Source organism: Clostridium chrysemydis (genome assembly GCF_015234215.1).
In the GTDB taxonomy this organism is placed as follows: domain Bacteria; phylum Bacillota; class Clostridia; order Clostridiales; family Clostridiaceae; genus Clostridium; species Clostridium chrysemydis.
Genome location: NZ_JADEKP010000001.1, coordinates 755,972 through 782,015, shown reverse-complemented (window position 1 = coordinate 782,015; position 26,044 = coordinate 755,972). Strand labels below are relative to the sequence as shown.

28 protein-coding genes are annotated in these 26,044 nt (G+C 28.2%); 5 read left to right on the top strand and 23 right to left on the bottom strand.

The features are described from left to right. Positions 1-51: 51 nt before the first annotated feature. Together pepT and INR60_RS03825 are read right to left on the bottom strand one after the other, a co-directional pair. Positions 52-1,278, bottom strand: coding sequence for a peptidase T (gene pepT / locus INR60_RS03830; protein ID WP_194190149.1), 1,227 nt, complete (start codon positions 1,276-1,278; stop codon positions 52-54). A gap of 93 nt (positions 1,279-1,371) precedes the next feature. After that, positions 1,372-1,854 carry a CD3072 family TudS-related putative desulfidase gene (locus INR60_RS03825; protein ID WP_194190148.1) on the bottom strand — a complete coding sequence of 161 codons (483 nt, stop codon included), beginning with the start codon at positions 1,852-1,854 and terminating at the stop codon, positions 1,372-1,374. Between the two features lie 92 nt (positions 1,855-1,946). Between INR60_RS03825 and INR60_RS03820 the strand changes: the two genes are divergently transcribed. Continuing rightward, positions 1,947-2,501 (top strand): CD3073 family putative ECF transporter S component, encoded by a 555-nt coding sequence (locus INR60_RS03820; RefSeq protein ID WP_194190147.1) that lies wholly within the window; start codon positions 1,947-1,949, stop codon positions 2,499-2,501. Positions 2,502-2,604: 103 nt separating this feature from the next. On the opposite strand, the gene bioB is transcribed toward INR60_RS03820, so the two are convergent. The 14 genes from bioB to INR60_RS03750 form a co-directional block, all read right to left on the bottom strand. Then, the gene (gene bioB, locus INR60_RS03815) at positions 2,605-3,570 is read right to left on the bottom strand and encodes a biotin synthase BioB (protein WP_194190146.1); all 966 of its coding nucleotides are present in this window, start codon (positions 3,568-3,570) and stop codon (positions 2,605-2,607) included. Between the two features lie 9 nt (positions 3,571-3,579). Then, on the bottom strand, positions 3,580-4,134 hold the full coding sequence (locus tag INR60_RS03810; RefSeq protein ID WP_194190145.1) for a biotin transporter BioY: 555 nt from the start codon (positions 4,132-4,134) through the stop codon (positions 3,580-3,582). A 138-nt stretch (positions 4,135-4,272) separates the two neighbouring features. Next, complete coding sequence (locus INR60_RS03805; RefSeq protein ID WP_194190144.1) at positions 4,273-4,500, bottom strand: TIGR04540 family protein; 228 nt, start codon at positions 4,498-4,500, stop codon at positions 4,273-4,275. A 119-nt stretch (positions 4,501-4,619) separates the two neighbouring features. Then, positions 4,620-5,099: a QueT transporter family protein gene (locus tag INR60_RS03800; RefSeq protein WP_194190143.1), complete on the bottom strand. Its 480-nt coding sequence runs from the start codon at positions 5,097-5,099 to the stop codon at positions 4,620-4,622. Beyond that, positions 5,092-5,793 (bottom strand): radical SAM protein, encoded by a 702-nt coding sequence (locus INR60_RS03795; protein WP_194190965.1) that lies wholly within the window; start codon positions 5,791-5,793, stop codon positions 5,092-5,094. Before INR60_RS03795 ends, INR60_RS03800 begins: the two co-directional genes overlap by 8 nt. 165 nt (positions 5,794-5,958) lie before the next feature. Then, complete coding sequence (locus INR60_RS03790) at positions 5,959-8,235, bottom strand: xanthine dehydrogenase family protein molybdopterin-binding subunit (RefSeq protein WP_194190142.1); 2,277 nt, start codon at positions 8,233-8,235, stop codon at positions 5,959-5,961. Position 8,236: 1 nt separating this feature from the next. Then, positions 8,237-8,695: a (2Fe-2S)-binding protein gene (locus INR60_RS03785; RefSeq protein WP_194190141.1), complete on the bottom strand. Its 459-nt coding sequence runs from the start codon at positions 8,693-8,695 to the stop codon at positions 8,237-8,239. Then, entirely contained in the window at positions 8,670-9,491 is an 822-nt protein-coding gene (locus INR60_RS03780) for an FAD binding domain-containing protein (protein ID WP_194190140.1), read from the bottom strand. Before INR60_RS03780 ends, INR60_RS03785 begins: the two co-directional genes overlap by 26 nt. A 111-nt stretch (positions 9,492-9,602) precedes the next feature. Further along, positions 9,603-11,300 (bottom strand): bifunctional diguanylate cyclase/phosphohydrolase, encoded by a 1,698-nt coding sequence (locus INR60_RS03775; protein WP_194190139.1) that lies wholly within the window; start codon positions 11,298-11,300, stop codon positions 9,603-9,605. A 51-nt stretch (positions 11,301-11,351) separates the two neighbouring features. Continuing rightward, positions 11,352-11,459: a cyclic lactone autoinducer peptide gene (locus tag INR60_RS03770; protein WP_420797482.1), complete on the bottom strand. Its 108-nt coding sequence runs from the start codon at positions 11,457-11,459 to the stop codon at positions 11,352-11,354. Positions 11,460-11,466: 7 nt separating this feature from the next. Further along, positions 11,467-12,126: an accessory gene regulator ArgB-like protein gene (locus tag INR60_RS03765; RefSeq protein ID WP_194190137.1), complete on the bottom strand. Its 660-nt coding sequence runs from the start codon at positions 12,124-12,126 to the stop codon at positions 11,467-11,469. Further along, positions 12,098-12,583 carry a hypothetical protein gene (locus tag INR60_RS03760; protein ID WP_194190136.1) on the bottom strand — a complete coding sequence of 162 codons (486 nt, stop codon included), beginning with the start codon at positions 12,581-12,583 and terminating at the stop codon, positions 12,098-12,100. Before INR60_RS03760 ends, INR60_RS03765 begins: the two co-directional genes overlap by 29 nt. Beyond that, positions 12,577-13,140, bottom strand: coding sequence for a DUF5317 family protein (locus tag INR60_RS03755; protein ID WP_194190135.1), 564 nt, complete (start codon positions 13,138-13,140; stop codon positions 12,577-12,579). The genes INR60_RS03760 and INR60_RS03755 overlap by 7 nt, the downstream gene beginning before the upstream one ends. Before the next feature lie 162 nt (positions 13,141-13,302). Beyond that, entirely contained in the window at positions 13,303-13,731 is a 429-nt protein-coding gene (locus INR60_RS03750) for a UDP-N-acetylglucosamine pyrophosphorylase (protein WP_194190134.1), read from the bottom strand. Positions 13,732-14,056: 325 nt separating this feature from the next. On the opposite strand from INR60_RS03750, the gene pflB reads away from it, so the two are divergent. Together pflB and INR60_RS03740 are read left to right on the top strand one after the other, a co-directional pair. Next, the gene (gene pflB / locus INR60_RS03745; protein ID WP_194190133.1) at positions 14,057-16,288 is read left to right on the top strand and encodes a formate C-acetyltransferase; all 2,232 of its coding nucleotides are present in this window, start codon (positions 14,057-14,059) and stop codon (positions 16,286-16,288) included. A gap of 128 nt (positions 16,289-16,416) precedes the next feature. After that, positions 16,417-17,151 (top strand): hypothetical protein, encoded by a 735-nt coding sequence (locus INR60_RS03740; protein ID WP_194190132.1) that lies wholly within the window; start codon positions 16,417-16,419, stop codon positions 17,149-17,151. 25 nt (positions 17,152-17,176) lie between these two features. Here INR60_RS03740 and INR60_RS03735 read toward each other — a convergent pair whose 3' ends face one another. Beyond that, the gene (locus tag INR60_RS03735) at positions 17,177-17,896 is read right to left on the bottom strand and encodes an SDR family oxidoreductase (protein WP_194190131.1); all 720 of its coding nucleotides are present in this window, start codon (positions 17,894-17,896) and stop codon (positions 17,177-17,179) included. Positions 17,897-18,021: 125 nt separating this feature from the next. On the opposite strand from INR60_RS03735, the gene INR60_RS03730 reads away from it, so the two are divergent. Then, positions 18,022-18,363: a winged helix-turn-helix transcriptional regulator gene (locus INR60_RS03730; protein WP_194190130.1), complete on the top strand. Its 342-nt coding sequence runs from the start codon at positions 18,022-18,024 to the stop codon at positions 18,361-18,363. Positions 18,364-18,412: 49 nt separating this feature from the next. Here INR60_RS03730 and INR60_RS03725 read toward each other — a convergent pair whose 3' ends face one another. The 4 genes from INR60_RS03725 to INR60_RS03710 all read right to left on the bottom strand — a co-directional run bounded on the left by INR60_RS03725 (position 18,413) and on the right by INR60_RS03710 (position 23,247). Next, positions 18,413-19,246 carry a deoxyribonuclease IV gene (locus INR60_RS03725; RefSeq protein WP_194190129.1) on the bottom strand — a complete coding sequence of 278 codons (834 nt, stop codon included), beginning with the start codon at positions 19,244-19,246 and terminating at the stop codon, positions 18,413-18,415. Between the two features lie 83 nt (positions 19,247-19,329). Further along, positions 19,330-20,493 (bottom strand): class I SAM-dependent methyltransferase, encoded by a 1,164-nt coding sequence (locus tag INR60_RS03720; protein ID WP_194190128.1) that lies wholly within the window; start codon positions 20,491-20,493, stop codon positions 19,330-19,332. Between the two features lie 72 nt (positions 20,494-20,565). Continuing rightward, a complete protein-coding gene (locus INR60_RS03715) occupies positions 20,566-21,942 on the bottom strand; it encodes a L,D-transpeptidase family protein (protein ID WP_194190127.1) in 1,377 nt (458 codons plus the stop codon). A 135-nt stretch (positions 21,943-22,077) separates the two neighbouring features. Beyond that, on the bottom strand, positions 22,078-23,247 hold the full coding sequence (locus tag INR60_RS03710; RefSeq protein WP_194190126.1) for an AI-2E family transporter: 1,170 nt from the start codon (positions 23,245-23,247) through the stop codon (positions 22,078-22,080). Positions 23,248-23,437: 190 nt separating this feature from the next. Between INR60_RS03710 and INR60_RS03705 the strand changes: the two genes are divergently transcribed. Continuing rightward, positions 23,438-25,159 carry an FUSC family protein gene (locus INR60_RS03705; protein ID WP_194190125.1) on the top strand — a complete coding sequence of 574 codons (1,722 nt, stop codon included), beginning with the start codon at positions 23,438-23,440 and terminating at the stop codon, positions 25,157-25,159. 26 nt (positions 25,160-25,185) lie between these two features. On the opposite strand, the gene INR60_RS03700 is transcribed toward INR60_RS03705, so the two are convergent. Then, the gene (locus tag INR60_RS03700; RefSeq protein WP_194190124.1) at positions 25,186-25,674 is read right to left on the bottom strand and encodes a thioredoxin family protein; all 489 of its coding nucleotides are present in this window, start codon (positions 25,672-25,674) and stop codon (positions 25,186-25,188) included. 119 nt (positions 25,675-25,793) lie between these two features. After that, positions 25,794-26,021 carry a D-alanine--poly(phosphoribitol) ligase subunit DltC gene (gene dltC / locus INR60_RS03695; RefSeq protein WP_194190123.1) on the bottom strand — a complete coding sequence of 76 codons (228 nt, stop codon included), beginning with the start codon at positions 26,019-26,021 and terminating at the stop codon, positions 25,794-25,796. Positions 26,022-26,044 lie beyond the last annotated feature (23 nt).

The following is a 26,044-nucleotide window of genomic DNA, read 5'->3' as shown; positions in this document are numbered from 1 at the left end:
TTTTAATTTTGTATATAAAAAAAGAGTAAGCTTATCGCTTACTCTATAAAACTATTTATCTGCATAAATTTTTATTATATTAAGTATTGTTTCTACAGCTTTTTCCATAGATTCTATTACAACATATTCGTATCTACCGTGGAAGTTTTCCCCACCTGTAAAAATATTTGGAGTAGGTAAGCCCATAAATGAAAGCCTTGCACCATCAGTACCACCTCTTATAGGTTTAATAGTAGCATTTACCCCTGCCATTTCCATAGCTTTTTCTGCTGTTTTAACTATATGAATTACAGGTTCAACCATTTCTTTCATATTTCTGTATTGTTCTGTTATTTCAACTATAACTGTTCCTTCTCCATAAATTCTATTTAATTCATTTTTAGCATTTATGAATTGTTCTTTCTTTTCATCAAATTTGTCACTAAAGAAATCTCTAATTATAAATTCCATTTTAGTTTCTTCAACTGTTCCAGTTATTCCAACTAAATGATTAAATCCTTCATACTTTTCAGTTTTTTCAGGTACTTCATCTTTTGGAAGTAAATCAATAAATTCATTTGCAACCATCATAGAATTAATCATTTTATTTTTAGCACTACCTGGATGAACGTTTCTTCCTTTTATAGTTATTTTTGCACCTGCTGCATTAAAGTTTTCATATTCAAGTTCTCCTATAGTTCCACCATCTAAAGTGTAAGCAAAGTCTGCTCCAAACTTTTTAACATCGAAAAAGTCAGCACCTCTTCCTATTTCTTCATCTGGAGTGAATCCAACCTTAATATCACCGTGCTTTATTTCAGGGTGGTTTATTAAGTATTCCATAGCTGTAATTATTTCAGAAACACCCGCTTTATCATCAGCCCCTAAAAGAGTTGTCCCATCAGTAGTTATTAATGTTTTTCCTATATAGTCTTTTAATTCAGGGAATTCTTTAGGATTTAATTGGATATTTAAATCTTTATTTAAAACTATAGTATTTCCGTCATAGTTTTTAATGATTTGCGGTTTAATATCTTTTCCGCTCATATCTGGTGCTGTATCCATATGTGATATAAACCCGATCTTTGGAACATCCTTCTCTATATTTCCTTTAAGGCTTGCATAAACATATCCCTTATCGTCAATAGAAACTTCTGTCATTCCTATTTCTAAAAGTTCCTTAACTAATATTTTCCCAAGTTCTAATTGTCCTGTAGTACTAGGAACAGTTTGACTGTCTTCGTTAGATTTAGTATCTATTTTTACATACTCTAAAAATCTTTCATCTACTTTTTTCATAAAAATTCCTCCTAAACGTTAACACTTTACATATATTATACACCAACTAAAAATAATTTACCCTTCATCTTAAGTTAACTTTTTTTAAATTAACTAAGAGAGCATCTTATTTAAATTATCTATTACTTCTTTATCCTCATTTTCCTCTTCATAAGATGTAGAGACTTCTAAAAATTTAAGTTCTATGTTATTTTCACTAAAATAATTAAATACCTCTTCCATAAGGATTCCTCTATTCCCTGTAATGCTACAAGTTGGACTTTCATTTATTCCTATAATTCCTTTAATTTTATATCCGTGCTTTATATATGTTAAAGCCTCAGCTAAAATATCTTTTGCTATACTTTTACATATTTCTCTATATTCTTTAGTATCATATTCCTCTTTTGTCATGCCCTCTCTAGAAAGGCCAAGAAAATTAAATTCTGGGCATTTAAGTTGTATTATCCCAACCCCACTATCTATTATTTCTTTAACAAAAGGGAATGCCCCTCTACTTCTTGCAAGAGGAAGCACAACACTATTTTGGTTTAATATACAATGACTTACAATTACTAATTCTTTTTCTCTTTTCACAAAATCACCTATTCCATATTTTAATTATTATTTCCAATTTTATAGCATTACTGGTATAATTTCAAATGACATTATTATATGGAGGTTTATTTATGAAAACTAATAAAACAAGAATAATCGTACTTTCTGCAATAGCTATAGCTTTAAATATAGTTCTTGGAACTATAACTAGTACCTTAAAGCTACCATTTTATTTAGACGTACTTGGGACAATCTTTATAGCAGTTTATTATGGTCCTTTATATGGTGCTATGGTTGGAGGTTTAACAAACATAGTAACAGGTATTTTAATAAATCCAAAAGATGTACCCTTTATGATTGTAAGCATAGCTGTTGGATTAATCGTAGGATTTATAGCAAAGAAATTCAAATTTACTTTTGTAAGTGCATTAATTACAGGATTAATTTTAAGTATAGTTTGTCCGCTTATAGGAACTCCAATTGGAATTTGGGTTTACGGAGGATTAACAGGAACTGGACTTGATTTCGTATTCCTTTGGCTTAGGGAAACAGGTAACAGCTTATTTTTATCATCATTTTTACCAAAGGTTTTTAATAATTTAATCGATAAAATTGGTTCATGCTTAATTGTTTATTTCTTAATAAAAAGCTTGCCTAAAAAGTACAAACCAGATTTAAATGATTAACTTTATTTACATTCTAAAATAAATATATTATAATTTTATTTCAGTGTTAAGTTACGTCTATATAGATGTAATTAAGGTGCTAGTATTTTGTACTAGCACCTTTTCATAATTTTTCTACCCTTAATCCCAATTTTTCAATTAGCTTAATATCATCTTTAATTTTATTTCCACAAGTAGTTAGTAGATTTCCTGTAATAGTTGCACTTGCGCCACTTTTAAAGGCTTCTTCTCCATAGTTTTTTAATCTATTTCTTCCACCTGCGAGTCTTATAGATGCCTTAGGATTTATAAATCTAAATAAAGCTATAGTTCTTAAAATATCCTCTTCACTTATGTCTTTAATACTTATAAGTGGAGTTCCTTTTATTTTCATAAGAATATTTATAGGTATGGATTTTATTTCTAAATCCCTTAAGGTAAATGCTAAATCTATCCTATCTAAATACGTTTCTCCAAGTCCTATTATCCCTCCAGAGCAAACTTCAAGTCCTGCTTCTTTTGCTAATTTTATAGTTTCTAATCTTTCCTCAAAAGAATGTGTTATGCAGATATTTTTAAAGTAGTCTTTTGAAGTTTCTAAATTATGATGATACCTTTTAACTCCAACCTTTTTTAACATTTTTAAAGATTCTTTATCTATAATTCCATGAGATGCACAAAGTTCTAAATTTCCTAGACTTTTTAACTTTTTATAGTAATCTAAGATAGTATTAAACTCTTCTCCTTTTAACCCTCTTCCAGATGTAACTATAGAAAATCTATTTACTCCTTGGGATTCGTTACTTTTAAATTCTTTTAATACCTCTTTAAAAGGTAGCATTTGATATTCTTTTGCACCTGTTTTAAAAAATATAGATTGAGCGCAAAAGCTACAATTTTCTTTGCATTTACCACTTTTACCATTAACTATAGAACACAAATTTATAGAATTCCCTAAAAATTTATCTCGTATTATATTTGCAGAATTCTTTAAATCCTCTAAATCTTCAAAGTAAAGTTTTTTAGCTTCTTCTTTACTAATCTTTTCACCTTTTAAAACTTTATCTCTAATTTTAAAAACAAATTTCATATATTTCTCCTAAGCTATATTTAAAACCTTTAATCTACTATATATTTTAGAACCAACTAAAGAAATAATTATAGTTGAAACTAAATCACTAGGCATACATGCAATAGCGCCTATACTAACAGCTGCAATAGGTGACATAGCTTGTCCTAAATATATATTATAAATAAGATACATATAACTTACACCAAATATATATATAACTAAAAGTCCTAAAATGCCTGCTAAAAATATAGTTTTAGGATTTACACTTTTAACATTTTCAATAATCTTTCCGATTATAAATGCTCCAAATATAAATCCTATTAAATATCCAAATGTAGGTTGAAATACATAAGAAGGTCCTCCCCCTTGTGTAAAGACAGGAATTCCAATTAGCCCTATAAAAACATATAATATTTGTGCTAAAGCACCTCTTTTACTTCCAAGTAAAATCGCACCTAAAGAACAGAAAAAGTACTGAAGCGTAAATGGAACTATAGGAATTGGAATTCTTATAAATGCTCCAATTGCAGTTAAAGCTGCAAAAATTGATATTAATATTAAATCTCTCGTTTTTAATTTCATATTATTTCTCCTTTAAATACTTTGATTATCAAACTTTATTTTATAATATATTATATATTTTTAATTGTCAACTATATTATTTTTTAAGGTGACAATTAAATTTAAAAAAAGGTGACAAAACTGCCACCTAAAAATAGATTATATCTCTAACATTCTATTTAATTCTTCTGTTCTCTCTTCCCCAAGGACAGTAGCTATCTTATAAGATACTTTTCCTTCGTTAAAAACAGTTTCCTTATTAGCTTCTGCGATTGCTTGAACTTTACCTTGTGCCTTTTCAAATGTCATTATTCCATCTAGTGATAAATCAACTAAGTCCTTTAGGCAAGTTGCAAGTTCTTTAGGGTTTTTGTATTTCTTTCTCATAACTTTCTCCTTTAGAAATTCGAATATTTACATAATTTAATGTCTTTTTTTATATTCTAACACAGTGATTTAAACTTTTTCAACAAATAATAAACTTAATTATAAGTTTTTATATAATTTTACGAATTTAACGCAATTTTCTTCATAAAAATCTCTTTATTACTTAAAATTTTAGCTAGAGGATATCCAATTAAAGTAACTGAAATAAACTCCCCTACCATAAACCCAAATAAATATATAAAAAATGGTAGTCCAACTATTAAGTGAAGTAATAAAACTACAGGAAGGCAAAATATAGTTGGCCAAAAGGTAGCTAACAATAAACTTTTAGTTTTACTAATAGCTACAGCAGAAATATAAGTTCCAAGACTTCCAACTACTACATCTACTATACCTAAAGGGCTTAAAAGGTTTGCTATAATGCATCCTATAGTTAAACTGTATACATATCTTTTATCATAAAAAGCTAAAAGAATTAAGACTTCTGAAAACCTAACTTGTATAGGTCCATAACTTATAGGGGCAATAGCTATAGTTAAAACTACATATAAAGCTGCAACTAGTGCTAATTTAACTAAAATATTAACTCTCTTATTCATCTAGATCACTCCCCACACCTAGATCTGTATTATGAATTAAGACTTCAATGTCTTTATTTTTTTCTAAGTATTTATATTCTTTAATAAACCAATCACATAGCGCGTCATCTCTTTTTATATCTGTTGTATTATTAACATAAACATTAATGCAGCCTTTTTTAAAGTGTTTTAGTAGTATATCTACATCTCTTTTAATCATATCTTTAGTTTGTCCAACCATCCCAACTAAAAGGCAAATTGAATCAAAATATTTATTTACCTCTTCAAAAGATCTAAAAGCTGCACCTTTTTTCAAAACATTATTTCTAAAATCATTGTCAAACGTCTCTACTCCACATCTAAAAATAACAGGAATTTCAAATAGATCTCTAATTTCATCTAATCTATTCCTATAAATCCAATGACATTCAACAAATATTTTTTCTATACCTTTTTCATCTATTATCTTTTTTATTTCTTTAAGGTTTTCCTCTGGCACTTCAAATATACTTCCAGAATTTATTACATCTAAAACCTTTAACTCTCCTGTGATATTTTTTAAGATTTCACGATTAAATTTAATCATTTCCTCTTCTTTTGTAGAGTTATCTTCTGTGTAATCGCAAAAAGCACATCTTCCCCACTTACAAGGAAACCCTTTAAGCATTACCATTTCTCTTTCGTTTTTTCCAAAAATCTTACTATACCTTTGCATATCCATTTAATCTAACACTCCTTAGTTTAATGGCACAAATAAAAAAAAGGACGACAAAAAAGCCATCCCTAATTCCTTAGTTATGCCTTAGTTTTGTTTAAAGACAGGAGGCTTACGAACTGTCCAAAATAAATTATAAAATAATTTTATATAATTTACAAGTAATTACTTTTTATTCATTTCCATAAAGATCTTTTCAGGAGTTATAGGTAACGATCTAATATTTACAGAAACTGCATTATAAATAGCATTTGCAATCGCTGGGGCTGGAGTATTAATAACAACTTCTCCTATAGACTTTGCACCAAATGGTCCTGTTTTTTCAAAACTCTCTTCAAAATCTACTATAATGTTTGGTACGTCGAGTCTTGATGGAATCTTGTATTGCATAAATGAATTGTTTATCATTTTTCCTCTTTTATCATAATTAATATCTTCAAAAAGTGCCATTCCGATTCCTTGTGCTATTCCACCCTCTGTTTGAACTTTAGCTAAATTTTTATTAATAACTGTTCCACAATCTACTACGCCTACATAGTTAATAAGTTCTACTGTTCCTAGTTCTTTATCTACTTCAACTTCTGCAAATCCTACCATAAAAGGTGGCGGTGATACTTTACTTGAGTGAGAGTTTTTAGCACCTAAAGGCCTTCCCTCTCCAACTAAAGAATCATTTGCTAAATCTTTTAAGCTAATTTCTTTTAAATTATCATAGCTTTTAACTTTGTCACCTAAAAATTCTAGTTCTTCTTTATTACATTTAAGCACTCTTGAAGCTTCATCTAAAATTATATCTTTTAAGCTTTCACAAGTTTTTATAGCTGCCATTCCTGTTACGTATGTTGTACTTGACGCGTAAGAACCTGTGTCATAAGGTGAAGTGTCAGTATCAACTCCATGCACTGAAATTTTTTCTATATCGCAATCCATACATTCTGCTACCATTTGAGCTAAAATTGTATCTGAACCTGTTCCCATATCTGTGCTTCCAACTAATAATAAATAATTACCATCATCTATTAATTTAACTTCCACTGAAGCTGTATCTATGCTTGAAATACCAGACCCTTGCATAGTCATAGCACAACCTACTGCTCTAACTTTTTTTGAATCTATAGAAACCCTTGGATACTTTTCATCCCATTTAATTAATTCTCTTCCCTTTAATAAACATTTATCTAATGTGCAACTATTTAAAGTTTCACCGTAGTATGCATCCATAACTTCACCTTGACTTACCATATTTTTAAGTCTAAGTTCAGTTGGGTCCATATTTAATTTTGCAGCTAGTTCATTTACAGCCGATTCAATTGCAAATGTTCCTTGAGTTGCTCCAAACCCTCTAAAAGCTCCCGCTGCCATTGTGTTTGTATATACTACATCAAAATCAAATTTTAATGCCTTTGCTCTATTATATAAAGGCATAGTTTTATATCCTGATAGTTCTACAGTTACAGCGCCATGTTCTCCATAGGCTCCTGTATTTGATAGTGTATATATTTGTATTGCCTTAATCTCGCCGTCCTTTGTTGCACCTATTTTTACTTTTATCTCCATTTGATGCCTTGAAGAACTTCCTGTAAAGGCCTCTTCTCTAGTAAAAATATATTTAGCACTTTTTCCTGTAACCATAGTTACAAGGCTTGGAAATATTTCAGTAGCTAGAGTTTGCTTTGCGCCAAAGCCTCCCCCTATTCTAGGTTTAATTACACGAACCTTTGATTTATCTATATCTAATGCAGTTGCAACTATCCTTCTTACATGAAATGGAATTTGAGTTGAACTTACTATATTTAACCTTCCAAAACAATCAAGACTTGTAAATGTTCTATGAGTCTCCATCATAGCTTGTGCATTAGCTTTAGTGTTATAAGTCTCTTCAACTATCACGTCGCAGTTTTTAAATTCCTCTAAAACATTCCCTTTAGTAAAGCCTCCGCTAGAGCAGATATTTCTCATTCTATCTATTCCTAAATCTAATTTATAAGTGTAATCATCTTCATCGTGAATTATTACTTTATTATCTTTAGCATCCCTAAAATCTATTATTGAATCTAAAACATCATATTTAACTTTTATTAGTTTTAAAGCTTTATCTACAGCTTTTTCATTACTTCCTGCGATAATGCAAACAGGGTCTCCAACGTATCTTACCTTTTTATCTAAAATTAGCCTATCATAAGGACTAGTCTCAGGATAAGACTGACCTGCAATAGTAAATCTTTTTTTAGGTACATCTTCATAAGTTAATATGCACTCTATGTTTGGAACCTTTAGTGCTATATCTTTATTTATTTCTTTAATTATTGCATGAGCATAAGGGCTTCTTAACACTTTAACAATTAAAGCATTTTCTTCTGCTAAATCCTCAGTGTATAATGGTTTTCCTTTAAGAATCGCTTCTGAATCTAATTTATTTATACTTTTGTTAACATATTTCATCTTAAAGTTCCCCCTTTAATTTAAGGTATTTTTTTATAGCTCTAAGTTGTCCCATATAGCCAGTACACCTACAAAGATTACCCGAAAGATATTCTTTTATATTTTCTTCACTAAAATCATCTAATTCTTTTACCATAGCTAAAACATTCATCACAAAGCCTGGACTACAAAACCCGCATTGTTCTGCACCTTCCTTAGCTAGGAAATCTGTAAATTCTTTAGCTTCATTTTCTAAACCTTCAATAGTTAAAACCCTCTTATTATTAGCTCTTATTGCTAATACAGAACAAGAAAGAACTGGCTTTTCAGCAAGCCAAACTGTGCAAAGACCACAATTAGAAGTTTCACAACCCCTCTTTACACTTTTATATCCCTTAGCCCTTATATAATCAATTAGTAGAGTATCATCTTCTATAACATCTTCAAATAACTTATTATTTATCCATACCTTTATTTTCATAGCTATCCTCCATAATTTTCAAAATACATCTTTTAACTAATATTTTACTAGATTCTTCCCTATATTCTTTAGAGCCTCTCATATTCTTTCCGAAGTCTAATTCACTAGAAATTAAATCTAAACCTTTATCTAAATTATTGTAATTTTCAGAAATTATTTCACTAGCTTTAACTGCCCTTTTAGAAAGATTTGGCCTAGCTCCAACTACAATATTATACTTTTTAGACTTTTCATCATAAGAAACTGCTACATTTATTAAAGGTAGATCAGTTTTTGAAAGCCTAAGACTTTCATACTCTGCTTTTAAATTTTCATTTTTATAGATAATAATATTTACTAAGATATCTTTATTCAATTTCATTTTATTAAATTCTTCTAGTGAAACTATCCCCCCACGGAATAATTCAACATATGTATCTAATCCTAAAAGCCCTGTAGAAATATCTGAAAATCCGAACTTTGAATAAACACTTCCACCTATAGTTGCAGTATTTCTAAACTGAGTACCAACTATACTTTTTAAGAATTTTTTAAAGTATCCTCGAAATTCTAAGTTAAGCTCTTTAGAATTTTCAATATCCCTTAAACTTGTCATAGAACCTATTATAAATTTATCTTCCTCTTCTTTAATATAATTTAAATTCAAATTAGATAAATCTATCCCTTTGTTTATGGCTCTATCGCTCATCTTAAGCCACATTCCTCCACCTATCACACAATTGTTTTTAGAACTAACTAAAGTGTCGTATGCATCATTTAAATCTTTTGCTATATAAAGCTCTTTTAAATTAAACAAACCCTTTCCTCCTTAAAAAAAACCTCTCATTTTGATGAGAGGTTAATTTCTATTATATAGAAATTAATCTATATATTTATATTATCATAATTACGAACAATAATAAACATATTAAATAGTTTGTTCGACAATATTTTTATTTTTAGTTAATACTCTTCCAAAAGCATCTACAATATCCGGGTCGAATTGTTTTCCTTTTTGTTCAATCAGTTCTAATAATGCTTCTTTGTAATCCTTTCTTTTATTGTAAGGTCTGTTAGACGTCATAGCATCAAAACTATCAACTACAGTTAAAACCCTCGCTAAATATGGTATTTCTTTTCCTTTAAGTCCATTAGGGTAGCCACACCCATCATACCTTTCATGATGATGAAGGATTATAGGTTCTACCTTTTTTAAGGATTTAATTGGCCTTACTATATCTGCACCGTTTTGGGGGTGAGTTTTTAATATTTCCCACTCTAAATTGTTTAGTGGCATTTTTTTAATTAATATTTCTTTTTGAATATTGATTTTACCTATATCATGCATATAAGCACCGTAAGTTAAATCTTTCTTTTCTCTTTCATTTAAATTTAATTCTTCACTTAATAGTCTACTAAAATAAACTACTCGTTCTGAATGACTATATGTATATTTATCTTTTGCATTAATTACACTTATTAAAGTCTTAATAGATGTAACTAATTCAACATCTCTTTCATCTATATCTCTTTTAATTTCATCTAAAATAGAAACATAACTTTCAACTCTATTTTTACAGAAAAATTTTGCTCTATATAAAGCATCATCAGCACTTTTTATTAAATCCATATCATTTTGTGCTTTTTCAGGGTAAGAGGAAACTCCAATAGATACAGTTAAATTGCCATTTGGTTGATCTTCTTGTCCGAAGAAGATCTCTTTTTCTATGCTCCTTCTAATTCTTTCAGCTATAATTTCCCCTTCTTTTAATGAAGTGTTTGGAAGTATAACAGAAAATTCTTCTCCCCCATATCTAGCTACAGTATGATTATCATCTGCATGAAACTTTAATAAACTTCCTATCTTTTTTAAAGCTTCATCCCCAGCTTGGTGTCCATTTAAATCATTGTAATGTTTAAAATAATCTATATCTAAAAATAAAACTGATATATCTTCGCCTGTCTCTTTAGCTTCTGTAATCCGTCTATTTAATTCTTCATAAAAGTATCTGTGGTTATAAACATCAGTTAAACCGTCTTTATTAACTAAATCTTCTAAGCTTAAAATATAATTTTTTTCTATTTTTACATAATACCCTAATGTCCAAGCTGTTAGAATGAATACCCCTGATAATATTATATCATTTTCAAAATTATTGTTTATAAACTCATTTGGCATATACACCAAATCTATTGTAAGTATTATCATTGTTGAAATAAAAGCATTTTTCACTCCAGCCCTTAAACCACTTCTTATTGTTGTAGTTATAATAAGAAATAAAAAAATAAATTTGCACTCACTTTTATTTGCACCGGAAATTATTACAGAAAACGTAAATAAAATCAAATAAAGTACATCTTCAATTTTATGCGACAACAAAACATTACTTGTTTTTATGTTATTCTTTAAGAAAAATTTCCAACCCGCATATATAATTAATAATATCCCTGTCATAATAAAAATACTTATAGACCCAACCTCAATAGATTTATTTTCATATAAATCTATTCCTAATGTATTGATTTTTTGTAAAATAATCATACCTATAAACAGTAAAGATGTTAAATTTACAATTGCTAAAATGTCATTAACTTTTTTAGATTTATTAATTTCTATGTCCCTCATCGCATTCTCCATATACTAAAAGCCGGCAATAAAAATTACCGACTCTTTTTACTACTCTTCTCTTAATGATTTAGGTTCTTCTGGTTGATAAAATGACCAGTAACATGCTGATGTAGCTACTAAAGAAGCGGCAGCAGTTGCAACTGTTGCAAGTATCATTAATATTTTATTGTTCTTTTTCAAGTTTATTTTCCCCCTTCAAAATATATTTATTTAAAAAGAAGTCTATAAATCCCATAATCTTCTCTCCGCTTTTTGTAAGAGAAAATGCTTGCCATAACATACCTAAACTCATAGAATTTGCATACCAAATAAAGTTAACTTTACTTCTTTGATAACCGAAATAAAAAAGTAATGAGCTTAAGCTTATTATGATTACAGTAATTAAAATAGATTTCTTCTTTAACCTTATTCTCTTTTTATTGCTAATCGGTTTATTCTTAGATTGCACCGGCGATTTACTTATAATCAAAATAAAGCTTATGATATTTAAGAATTCCATAAATAAATAACTTCCACTATATTTTGTAGAAATTTCTCCAATAATTATTGTAATTATCGTCCCTACAATCAAACATATTTCAGGTGTACTTGCATGCACTCCACCTGAACTTTTTCTAAGTATCGCAATAGAAAAACTAGCTATTATAGCCTCTATTACCACTCCAAATATAAGACCCAAAATAAACACTAATATAATTGATAACATCATCTGTATTAATGCAAATAGACCATATTTAATAATTTCAATTTCTTCTTTTGATTTATTTGTACTAACATTTATTTTACTACCTATTTTATCTATAATTTTTTCTATAATACCCATATTTTTGCTTCCTTTTACTACCCCAGTATAAAATCAATAAAGCTACCCCAAAGAATATAATTGAAGGAAACCCTATGATCATCCTATATAAAGGCTCCTTAAACATATTATTTATTTGTGATACACTAAAAAATATCTTTAAAACAAGTAAATTTGCACCTTCAGAAATCAACAACAGTATAGTTGTAAATATAACCGATTTAATAGCTATATCAATTTCTATGTGGTTAATAAGATTAAACAAAATAACTAATATAACCAAATTTAATAAAGTATGAATCCCGTAACTAATTGGAAACATTCTTATTATAGCAACTGATATAGATAAAATAAGAACAGATTTAAAGTAATTTCTTACTTCAATTTTCTTTGTAGAAATAATATAAGGTACTAAAACAAACAGTAAACTTTCGGGTATAGTTCTTAAAATTATTTCGAGAAAAGATAACTTTAACATGTCTTTTCATCTCCTACTACTGAATTATTATTTAGTTTCTTTATAGATGAATAGATTATGATTACGACAAAGATTCTAATTAAAATATCACCAATACTTAAAACAGAATATCCTAAGTCAAAAACATCACTTAAATACCAAAGTTTACTTCCATTCCCTAAGAGTATATGTATATCGTTAACCTTTTCAAAAGCCCCAACTTTATAATACCCTGTGATTTTCGATAGGGTTGGATAAACCGGCATAAAGCCATTATTTGCTTTAATAGCAATATTATTAAAGGTCCCTCCTAGAAAAATAAAGCCTGACCCTATTAAAGCTTCTTTATAAATAGAAACTTTATATATTAAAGGTAGATATGATAATAAATATACACACTTAAAAATTCCAGCGTACTGTATAACCCAGTAGTTTTCTCTATAGATATTAAATTGTACATATAGAACTAAAAGCTCCATAAAAAGTATTAAGTAAAACTCTTTTATTTTAAATAGCCTTTCAATTTTAAACCCTTTTATTTTTGCAATTATTATCGCAATTACTATTGATTCTGCCACAAACTTCACCGTCTTTTACATTTTTTCTATTTATACTAATATTATGTAAACCATGTATATTATAATTTAATTAGGATTATTTTTCTAGTTTTTATGAATTATTTTAAATTTTCTTAATAAAATTAAAAAGACATTTCATATTTGAAATGTCTTTAAAGTAGCTTATAATAAAGTCTCTATTATACTTTTAACCGTTTCTTTATTATCTTTTATTTTTATTATTATATCTTCATCTATTCTTAACTTTGTTTCCTCTTTATTAACTTTTATTGCGTTTAAAGTTAATTTTTGAGGTGCAAGTTCTTTAAATCTAGTTGAATCTACACCTAAGTTAAACTTTTTATCCTTTGCGCCTGTAATTTTAAAAGTTAATCCTTCTTTTTCTTCTTCTTTTATTATAAATTCAAGTATATTGCTTCCTTTACTTTTACATCCTGATCCTTCTTTAGGAAGTTTTTTAACTTTCAAATTACCAACTACAGTTAACCATCCACCACTTAGTGATATCTTAGTCATAAACTCTAAATCATATTTCTTTTCTAGTTCACTTAGTATTTCTCCTAATTTATATATATCTACTTCAAATTTCATAATTTAACTCCTCTTTTTTTAAAATTTAAGTTTGATTATATTTTAATATTTAAAAACAATTTTTTCAAGTAATATTTATTATTACTTAATATCTTTTGACCTGTTATTTTAATTGATATTGATTATCTTTTATAGTATTTTCTCAACAATAGCCCAACCACGCCATTTATATAAGTTTTTTGAATTGTCTGAATATTACTTTTTTTGTTATTTTATTGATTTTATGTTTCTAAAATGTTAATCTTATCTTGACAATGATTTTTGTTAAAAATGATTATCAACAGAAATTTTTGTTAATCTTAATGTAATGAGAGGTAGATTGATTATGCAAAACGCATGGGAAAACTTCAAAAGTGGCTTATGGAATAAAGAAATAAATGTTAGAGATTTTATTCAAACTAACTACAAACCTTATGAAGGAGACGACAAATTCTTAGCTGGTGCTACTTCAAACACTACTAAGCTTTGGGACGAAGTTAGTGAATTATTAAAGAAAGAAAACGCAAATGGTGGCGTTTTAGATGTTGATACTGATACAATTTCAGGAATCAATGCATACAAGCCTGGTTATATAGATCAAGCTATAGAAAAAATAGTTGGTGTTCAAACTGATGCTCCACTTAAAAGAGCTGTTATGCCTGAAGGTGGAATAAGAATGGCGGAAACTTCTGCTAAATCTTATGGATATGAAATAAATCCTAAAATATCAGAAATTTACAGTAAATATAGAAAAACTCATAACCAAGGTGTTTTTGATGTTTATACAGATGATATCAGAGCTGCAAGAAGAGCTGGTATAGTTACTGGTCTTCCAGATGCTTACGGTAGAGGAAGAATAATAGGTGACTATAGAAGAGTTGCTCTTTACGGTGTAAATAGATTAATAGAAGATAAAATAAATCAAAAGAAAAGCTTAGAAGTTAAAAACTTAGATGAAGATACTTTAAGATTAAGAGAAGAGATTTCAGATCAAATAGTTGCTCTTAAAGAATTAATCCAACTTGGACAAACTTATGGTTTTGACTTATCAAGACCAGCTGAAAATGCTAAAGAAGCAGTTCAATGGTTATACTTTGGATATTTAGCAGCTATAAAACAACAAAACGGTGCTGCAATGTCACTTGGAAGAACTTCTACTTTCTTAGATATTTTTATAGAAAGAGATTTAGAAAATGGAACATTAACTGAAGAGGAAGCTCAAGAATTAATGGACCACTTCGTAATGAAGTTAAGATTAGTTAAATTCTTAAGAACTCCAGAATACAACGATCTTTTCTCAGGAGATCCAACTTGGGTAACTGAATCAATCGGTGGTAACGGTATAGATGGAAGAACTTTAGTTACTAAAAACTCTTTCAGAATGCTTAACACATTATACACTTTAGGACCATCACCAGAACCAAACCTAACTGTATTATGGTCACCAAATTTACCACAAAACTTTAAAGATTTCTGTTCTAAAGTATCAATAGATACAAGTTCAGTTCAATATGAAAATGATGATTTAATGAAAGAATACTGGGGAGATGATTATGCTATAGCTTGTTGTGTATCTGCAATGAGAGTTGGTAAGCAAATGCAATTCTTCGGTGCTAGAGTTAACTTAGCTAAAACACTTCTTTACACTATAAACGGTGGAAAAGATGAAAAATCTGGGGCTCAAGTAGGTCCTATGATAGCTCCAATCACTAGCGAATACTTAAGCTATGACGAAGTTATGACTAAGTTTGATGCTATGACAGATTGGTTAGCTAACGTATATGTAAATGCACTTAACTGCATCCACTACATGCACGATAAATATGCTTACGAATCATTACAAATGGCTCTACACGATAGAGATGTATTTAGAACAATGGCTTGTGGTATAGCAGGTCTTTCAGTTTGTGCTGACTCACTTTCAGCTATAAAATATGCTAAAGTTAAGCCAATAAGAAACGAAGAAGGAATCGCAATAGACTTCGAAGTTGAAGGTGACTTCCCTAAATTTGGTAATGATGATGATAGAGTAGATGAAATAGCTAAATTCTTAGTTGAAAACATGATGACTAAAATTAAGCAAAATAAAACTTACAGAAACGCATACCACACTCAATCAGTATTAACTATAACTTCAAACGTTGTTTATGGTAAGAAAACTGGTACTACTCCATGTGGTAGAAAAGCCGGAGAACCATTTGCACCAGGTGCTAACCCAATGCACGGAAGAGATAATAGTGGTTCACTTGCATCATTAAACTCTGTTGCAAAATTACCATACGAGCACTCACAAGATGGTATTTCAAATACTTTCTCAATAATACCAGGAGCTCTTGGAAAAGATGAAAGTCAAAGAGTTTCAAACCTAAGCACATTAATGGATGGTTACTTCTCACAAGGAGCTCACCACTTAAATGTTAACGTGTTTGATAGAGAAACTTTATTAGATGCTATGGAGCAACCAGAAAAATATCCTCAATTAACTATCAGAGTTTCAGGATATGCTGTTAACTTCATAAAATTAACTAGAGAACAACAATTAGACGTTATAAATAGAACATTCCACGAAAAAATGTAATTTATAACTTTTAGAGGCAGCTTTTAGTTGCCTCTTTTTATTTTTATCTTCCATTTAAATAAATTTGTTACCGCTATAATCCAAAATAAGTATATAATAATTTTATAACAATATAGGAGGAAGAATTTATGAAAAGAACTTTAATTTTAGGATTAATTTTATGTAGTTCTCTTTTCTTTGTTTCTTGTGGTACTGATCAAAACAAAACAGCTGATAGCAATTCAAACACTGAATCTACAGAAACTGTAACCCCTGATACTAGTTCAGGTGATACTTCTGATCAAACACAAACCGAAGCTAAAAAAGACGATAAAACTACAGATAGCACTGATGAGGCTAAAAAAGATAATTCTAATGATACTAACACTACAAAAAAAGATACAGAAACTAAAGCCCCAAGTAAAACTGAAAATTCATCTAATAAGGATAAAACTAACGCTCCTTCAAAAGATAATTCAAGTTCTGCAAACAAGGATAATGAATCTGATACAAATAGTAACGTATCAAAATATTTTGGAACTTGGAAGATTTCAAAAGTTATAGGTAAAACAGCTATAAGTACAAATAATGAGGCACCAGTTGGAAAAACATTAGTTTTAGGAAAAGACTCTTATAAAAATAATGCAACTGGAATTACTATAGATAAACCTAGTTATTTAGAATCTAGTTTAAAAAGTACTGCCTTTGCAAAAGGTTTTAATATGAAAGATTTAAATGGTACTGGTTTAAAAGGCGATATTATTAATGTTATTGATATTACAAGCAGTACAAATCCTAATAGTGCTTTTGATGAAATACTTATCCAAGATGGGTATATTGTATATCTACAAGACGGAGTATTTTTTAAATGTACTAAGATGTAAAAAAAGACACCGATTTTGGTGTCTTTTAATCTTCTTGCTTAGTTTTTGCAATAACTATTTCTCTTACGCAAACATCTTGAGGCATATTGTATGCAAATTCTACACACTCTACGATTCTTTTCGTATCTAATCCACCCTCAATAGTTTCCTTCCAAGTATTATAGTCTCCCTTTATTCCTTCATCACTAGTGTGTGATAATAAAGGTGTTTCAACTACTCCTGGTGCTATAGTTATCATTCTAACGCTGCTGTTTGATACTTCTTTTCTTATGCTCTCAGTAATCGCATGAACTGCGTATTTTGTTCCACAATAAACTGCATGATTATCAAAAGTCTTTCTTCCAGCAATTGAACTTATATTGATTATTGTTCCTTCATTACGCTCTACCATATCCTTCAAAACCACGTTAGTTCCTGTAAGTATACCTTTGATATTAACATCTATCATGTTGTTCCACTCAGCAAAATCTTGATTTTTAGAATCTCCTAAAAGCATAACTCCAGCGCAGTTTATAAGTAAATCAACTTTACCGAACTTTTCTTCTCCTTCTTTTATAGCTTTTTTTACAGACTCTAAATCTGAAACATCTACTGATTTACACATTGAATTTTCTAAATTCATTTCCTCCATAAGATTAGCTCTTCTAGCTAATAATAAAACAGGATATCCGTTTTTAGAAAAGCTTTCTGCAATACTTTTCCCAATCCCTGAACTTGCACCTGTAATTACAACTAATTTTTTCATATCCTACTCTCCTTTTGTTTATCAATCTATTGATTAGTATACACAAGTTATTTTATAATTATAAGTACGCACTTTTTTGTTACATAGTAACCTTAAGGTAACACTAATCACTTTGGAGGCTTTTTATGAAAGATTTAACATGTGAAATTGAAGTAACTTTACAGGCTATAGGCGGTAAATGGAAACCGATTATATTATACTTATTAATTGAAGATGGAGTTAAAAGGTTTAGTGAAATAAAATCTTTTATTATACATACTTCTCAAAAAACTTTAACAAATCAGCTTAGAGAATTAGAATCTGATGGTTTAATAGATAGAACTGTATACCCTACTGTTCCTCCTAAAGTTGAATATTCAATAACTGAAAAAGGTAAAACTTTATATCCAGTTCTTGAAGCTATGTGTGACTGGGGATATAAAAACTCTGATGAATCTATACATTTTAAAAAGAAAATGTGTGAATAAAAAAAGATAGGATTAAATTCCTATCTTTTTAACTATATAAAATATGATATTAATCTCTATATACACTTTTTAATAATTCAATTTCTTTTTTGTAGCCATCTAATTCGTTTGGAGTTTCAAGGAAAAATGGAATTCCTTTAAGTTTTGGGTGATTTATAATTTTAGTTATAGCATCTAACCCTAAATATCCCTCTCCGATTTTCTCGTGTCTATCTTTGTGGCTTTTAAATGGGTTTTTAGTATCGTTTAGATGAATAGCTTTAAGTCTATCTAAGCCTATTATTTTATCAAACTCAGATAATACTGAATCTAAGTCGTTAGCTAAATCGTATCCTGCATCAAATACATGGCAAGTATCTAAACAAACTCCCATTTTATCTTTAAGTTCCACTCTATTTATTATTTCTGCAATCTCTTCAAAGTTTCTTCCAACTTCAGTACCCTTACCTGCCATAGTTTCTAATAAAACTGTAGTTGTTTGTTCTTCGAACATAACTTCATTTAACATTTTTACTATTAAGTCTATTCCAACTTCTACCCCTTGTTTAACGTGACTTCCTGGGTGGAAATTATAAAGGTTTCCTTTAAGGTATTCCATTCTTAAAAGATCATCTCTCATCATTTCAACAGCAAATTTTCTAGTATCTTCGTTTGCTGAACACGCATTTAGAGTGTATGGAGCATGGGCTAATATTTTAGAAAAATTATTTTCTTCCATTATTTTAATTAGTCCTTCTACATCTTTTTCATCTATATCTTTAGCTTTACCACCTCTAGGATTTCTAGTAAAAAACTGAAAAGTGTTAGCACCTATGCTAAGTGCTTCTTTTCCCATATTAGTAAATCCTTTAGAAGTAGATAAGTGACATCCTATATTTAACATTCGTTTCCTCCACAATCAAATTTATAATTTAATTATACAGTATATTGTATCTTTTATCAACTAATAATATTTATTATTTAATACTATAAAAACTTATCTTCCTTTAGTAGTTTGTAAAGTGTTGAATCTAAGTTAAACTCTTTGCTTAAATTATCAACTTCTTTTATTAGTTTCTCTTTCTTTTCTTTGCTTACCTTTCCTTTAGTAGCTCTAATTAAAATATTTTTAGGAGAGTGTGCTATGTCTATAAATTCAAGTATTTGAGTTTTATAACCTACAGCTTCTAATAGATTTCCTCTTACAGAGTCTGTCATAAGTGCCGCTATTCTCTCTTTAATTATTCCGTATCTTCCGATTATATTAAAATCTCCACTCTTTAGCTGAGAGTTAAATTCATGCTGGCAGCAAGGAACAGAGAATATCATTTTAGTGTTCCATTTTATTGCATTATAAAGAGCATAATCTGTAGCTGTATCGCAAGCGTGAAGAGTTATAACCATATCAACTTTATCTGTATACTTATACCCGTTAATATCCCCTAATTCAAATTTTAAATTCTCATAACCGTACTCTTTTGAAATTTTATTGCATTTTTCAATTACATCTTTTTTTAAATCTAATCCTATCATATTAACTTTAATTTTTTTAATATTTACAAAATAATGATATAAAACAAAAGTTAAGTATGACTTTCCACAACCAAAATCTAATATAGTTAATTCCTTAAAATCAGATTTTTTTATTTCATCATCTATTATTTCTAAGAATCTATTAATTTGTTTATATTTATCATATTTAGATTTTACTACTTTACCTTCTTTAGTGAATACACCTAGGTCTATAAGAGGTTTTATAAACTCTCCTTCTTTTAAAATATAATTTTTTTCTTTGTTATGATTTTTAGGTTTTAACTCTATATTTCCATTTGGTTTTTTCCCTAAAAATACTTTTCCTTTTTTGGATATTCTTAAATCGTATGTATTGTTTTTTGCAATTACTGTTGCTTGCTTATAATTTCCAGCTACTTCTTTAATGAAAGATTCTTTTATTTTTTCTAAACTTATGTTTTCATGAAAAACTTGCTTTTCTGTAAATCTTTCTATTTGATAAAGTTCCTTTTTATTTATCTCTTTTTTCTCAATTACTACTTTTTTATATTCTATTTCTTTATTTAATTTATTACTTAATACTATTTTAAAAACTTCATCTGAAGTTATTTCATCTATAGCTTTTATTAATTCTTCCATCTTCATCACCTATACTTTAATATTTTACAAAGAAAAACCATGTTAAAAAATTCTAACATGGTTTTCTTTTAATTAATTATAACATACAACAGGAGTTCCAGCTGAAATATTATTAAATATTGTTTCAGCTACCGGAGGTGGTAAGTTTACGCAACCATGTGATCCATTAGTTTTATAAATGTCTCCACCAAATTTATTTCTCCAATTTGCATCATGAAGGCCTATTCCACCATTAAAAGGCATCCAGAACTTAACTGGAGTTGAATAATTTTCACCTTTTAAAGTAGCATTTCTTTCTCTGTAATTAAGTCTAAATAACCCAGGAGGTGTTGAGAATTTCTTTGATTCGTTACCTGTAACTATATCACTTTCTACAACTAATGCTCCATCTTTATAATACCAAAGATGTTGCTTTCCTAAATCAATCTCAACGTAAGTATTTCCAATTTCGTTTGAACCTTGTACTATTCCCTTAAAAGCATATACAGGCTCTCTAGTAACATCTTTTCCTTCTTTAATATCTGAAATAAGCTTTTCTGTTTCACCTGAATTACTTATTTGCCAACCAAAGTTACCACCTGGTACTGTTACCATTCTTCCATCAGTTGCCTTAAACATAATTCCTTGTCCAATTGTATTATGAGCTCTTCCAAGTCCAGATACAAAAGCACTGACCTTATTATAGTCAATTTGAGGATTTAAATTTTCATCAACGTAAAGCCACTTGTTTATTTCAGAACCATCAACTACTTGAGTTTTATCTCCAAAAGTATAAGTTACTTTTGTTTTTACATATTTATCTAAAGTATCTTTTGTTTTATTTACTTTAGATGATTCAGTAGTATATTTAGGATCTATATAAGCCTTAGATTCTTCTAAGTTTAAAGAAGGCTTGTCATTAGCTATAGCATCTTTTATAGCATTTACAGTAGCTTCTTTGTTTAATTTGTTACCCATAACTTCTTTTTCCACTTCGTAGTTTCCATCTTTATAAATAAACTGTGGATTTTTAGGGCTTGTAATCTTGTCTTTTTTGAAGCAATCTAAATTATTTATAACCTTTGTAAGTTTTTCTTTATCATAAGTTACATAGTCATTTAGATTAGTTTCTTTTTTACTTAAAACACCACTAGGCCACTTAAAAGCCTCTTGATTTTCTTTAAGATTTGCTATCTGATTTGTATCATTGAATTTTAAGTCTATATCTTTTCCTGATATATTAGCTTTAAATCCATCTCTACCTTCTATTTCTAGATTGTATGAATCTATTTCTTCTTTTACTTTATCTTTAGCTGCTTGTATAGTTTTTCCACCTATATTTATACCATTTACTTTTGTTCCAAAGTAAAATCTGTTCATAAAGAACACGCTTAAGATTAAGTAGATTCCCAAAATGACACTAACAGATATGATTCCAATTTTTAATATTTTTTTCTTTTTTTCATCCATTTGCGAATCCCCCAATTTAAAATCAATAACTAAAACATCGCACTTCTATATATATGCATAGAAGTGCAATTAGTACACAGCAATATGCTTTAATAATTATACTTTTTATAATTTCCAAATGCAAATATCTGTATTTTACAAATAACTTTTAGTATCCTGGTCTAATCCCTTTTTTCTAAGTTTTTCTTCTACTATTTCTTTGATTACTGAATAAATAACTGCAAAAAGTGGAACTCCTATAATCATCCCAACTAATCCAAGTAATTTCCCTGTAACTAAAATTGAAAATAGTATCCAAAAAGCAGATATTCCTATTGAATCTCCAAGTATTTTAGGGCCTATAATATTTCCATCCAACTGTTGAATTATAAATATTATAATAACTAATAATAATGCTTTTTGTGGAGAAACAAATAATACAATAATAACAGCCGGAACTGCACCTATAAAAGGTCCAAAGAAAGGAATTATGTTTGTTATTCCAATAATGACTGATATTAATACTGTATATGGCATTTTTACAATTGTTAAAATTACAAATGTAATTACCCAAATAATAAATGAATCTAATATTTTACCGCTTAAAAACTTTCCAAACGTATTGTTACTTCTATCTGTAAGTTCAAGAATTCTCTTTGCTATACTTTCGCTAAAAACAGCATAAGTCACTTTTTTACCAAGTGCAAAAAACTTTTCTTTTTCTATTAAAAGATATATTGAAACTATTAAACCTAAAACTACATTCCAGACACTAGATAAAAGTCCTGTTATAAGGTTTCCTATCATAGGAATAAGATTAGCTGAAGCCTTAATTAAAAATTCGACTAAATCATTTATCTTTTCTGAAATCATAGTCATATAGTATGGATCTAGATTTAATCCATTTATAGTTTCATTTATGAATTTAGTTGCACTCTCTACGTAAGCTGGTACATCATTTACTAATCCAAAGATACTATCTACAAGTTGTGGTAGTACAAACTGAATAAATAAAAAGACACAAGCTAAAGCTGTTAAATATGTAAAAACTAAGCCAAGTCCCCTTTTGCAATTAAACTTTTTTAAAAAGTTTTTAAAGGGTTTATAAGAAAATACCTTTATTTCATAAAATCTTAAAATAAAATCTAGCAAATATGCAATTGTAAATCCTATTATAAACGGCATCATTATAGATATGAATCCATTTAGTTTAGTTTTAACTGAATCTATTCCTGTAATAAAATTGTAAAATAAGATTATAGCTGATACCACTAAAAAGGCATAAACTGAAATTGTATTATATTTCTTATTCCAATCAATCTTCATAAATTCCCCCTTATCATATCTTAAATAACGTACATCTGAAATTATACCATATATTTTATTCTAACAGTAACAAATATCAACTTTGTTTTATTTATTTAATAATAATGAAATAATTTTTTAAGAAATCTCTATAGGTATATTTTATGTATAAATTATAGGCATAATTTAAAAACTAATATTGGTGATAAATATGATTAATGACTTCTTAAATAAAATTAACTTAAACGTAAATTCAATGATTAAATACGGAAGTATAGCCTTTTTTTCTATGCTTTTTATAGTACTACTTTTTGGTGAAAACTATGCTATGCTTGCTTTCCCTATAACCTTAACATCTATTGCTCTTTCTTTTGAAAATTTAAACGTTAAACCTTTTAAAAAATATATATCTTTAATAATATTAGACATTTTAATAATATCCCTATCCTTTTTAGCCTCTTTAAATATTTACTTTGGGGTTTTTATAAACTTTAGTTCTATATTTTTAATTGCATACTTTTTTACAGCAAGGTTTAATCCTAAGATTTATAAACCCTTTATAATGCTTTATGTTTTTACTTCCTTTTACCCAAAAGATTTTGATAGTTTAAAGCTTAGGTATCTTTCTGTTATATTTTGTGTAACACTCATTTTTTTATATTTGAAACTATATGAATCTAAAACTAAGGTTTCTTTCTTAAAAGAAGTATTAGTTAGTTCTCTTAAGATATTATCATCTCAAGCAAACTCTTTACTTATAAGTACATTTGATAATTCACTATATAAAAATCACATTAATATTACATCTTCAAATATCTACAAAGTATACAAAACTAAATCAAAAAAACATACAGTAACTGTACTTGGGAATATACGATATGAAATTGCATTATCCCTTGAAATTATCAATATATTTTTAAAAGAGAATCATTTTCTAATTCGATCTATAGACCCTAAACTTCTTTACGACCTTAAAAATACTTTTATTGAGATATTAAAATCTTTAAATACTAAAAAGGACTTAAATTATATAATTTCAATATTAGAATTATTTATATCTAGATATAAGAGTGCTAACTATAAAACACTAACAGAATCTTTAACTATTATAAAATCAAATATCTTGACCTTAAGAAATTTAGATTATTCATTATTAAAGCTCGAATATTCTGAATGGAAAACTTCTGAAATGTTTTCTTTAAAGTTTTATACAAAAGAAAATCTTAAACTTTCAAATATTCGTTTCAATTTTGCACTTAGAATAGGTTTAACTCTAACTCTTACTCTTTTTTTATCTAACATAGTTTCCTTTTACAAATTTTTATGGACATCTATTACTATTATGTCAGTTATGCAGCCTTATTATGAAGATACATTAGTTAAGGGAAAGGAACGAGCTTTAAGTAATATTATAGGTATACTAATAATATTAATTCTACTAACTTTATTCCAAAACAAGATTTTCACTATATTTATTCTTATAATTTCCTTATTTTTAGCTTACGGATTCAAAGAATATAACAAACTTTCCTTTTTTACAGCTATTTCATCTTTATCAATTGCATCTTTAAATACAAACCTAAAACTAATTACTGTAAATAGACTTATCTTTGTTATCCTTGGAATAGTAATTGTTTATATCAGTAACAAGTTTCTATTTCCATATAATCTTTTTAAAGGAATAAAATCTTTAACTTTAAAAATATTAAACTATGATTTAACAATTTTAAATGAAATATCTAATATAGACGAAAACTTTTCAAAAGTTAGAAACTATATTTTATATAACTTACTTTCTTTAGAAAAATTAACACAAAGGGCTACCTCCTACAAAATGAATAACTTAAATACCTTTGTAACACTAAATAAGGAATTAATGCATAAAATAGGCTTTAAATCTATCACCCTTAAATATAAGTCAAAAAATCTTTGAATATAAAAAATGAAAAGAAGCTTAACTTAATAAGCTTCTTTTTTAATTAAATCTATGAATTCATTTTCGATTATTTTGCTGTAAATCCCACTTCTAAACTCTGTAACTAATTTTTCTTTATTAGAATCATTTATCTTTTTGTTAACAGACTCTGGGAACTCTATGTAATTTCCTAAAACATTTCCGTCTTTATCGACCCTAAGAATTGTTGGAATCTTTGCCTTTCCTATCAAATTTATAATTTTTTCTTTATTTTCCTCTAAACTAAAAAACTCTAATTTTATTTTAGGATTTATTTTGCTCATTTCTAGTAGAATCGGTAATGCTGTTGCTGCATCCTTGCACCTAGTTTCTGAATACACTTTTAAGACTATATCCTCACTAACGTTTCTAGCCTCATAGATCCCCTCACCACTAATAACAGATAACTCCTCTTGTTCTTTTATCATATCTAAATGCTCATTTGTAGCTTTCTTTAGATACTCTTCATAACTTAAACCCTTAAACTCTTCCACTTAAGTTTACCTCCACAAATTTTATGTCTTTATTATTATTCGACAATCATTTTATTTTATCCTTCAAGAAATAAAAAAGTGGTATAAAAAAAAAGAGAGGCTTTATATGCCTCTCTTAATTATCTGCTCTCTAAGAATGAAACTAAGTTATTTACAGTTGCCATATCTGTTCTTTCAAGATCAGTTGGTTGTAATTTAATTCCTAATTTCTCTTCAATTTGTAATAATACCTCTATTATTGCTAATGAGTCTAAAAGTCCTGCTTCAAATAGATCTAACTCTAAATCATCTCTTATCTCGTCGCATCCTGTTACTTCTTCAAAAATTTCTATTACTTTTTCTTGCATTTTAAAAATCTCCTTTTTTTATA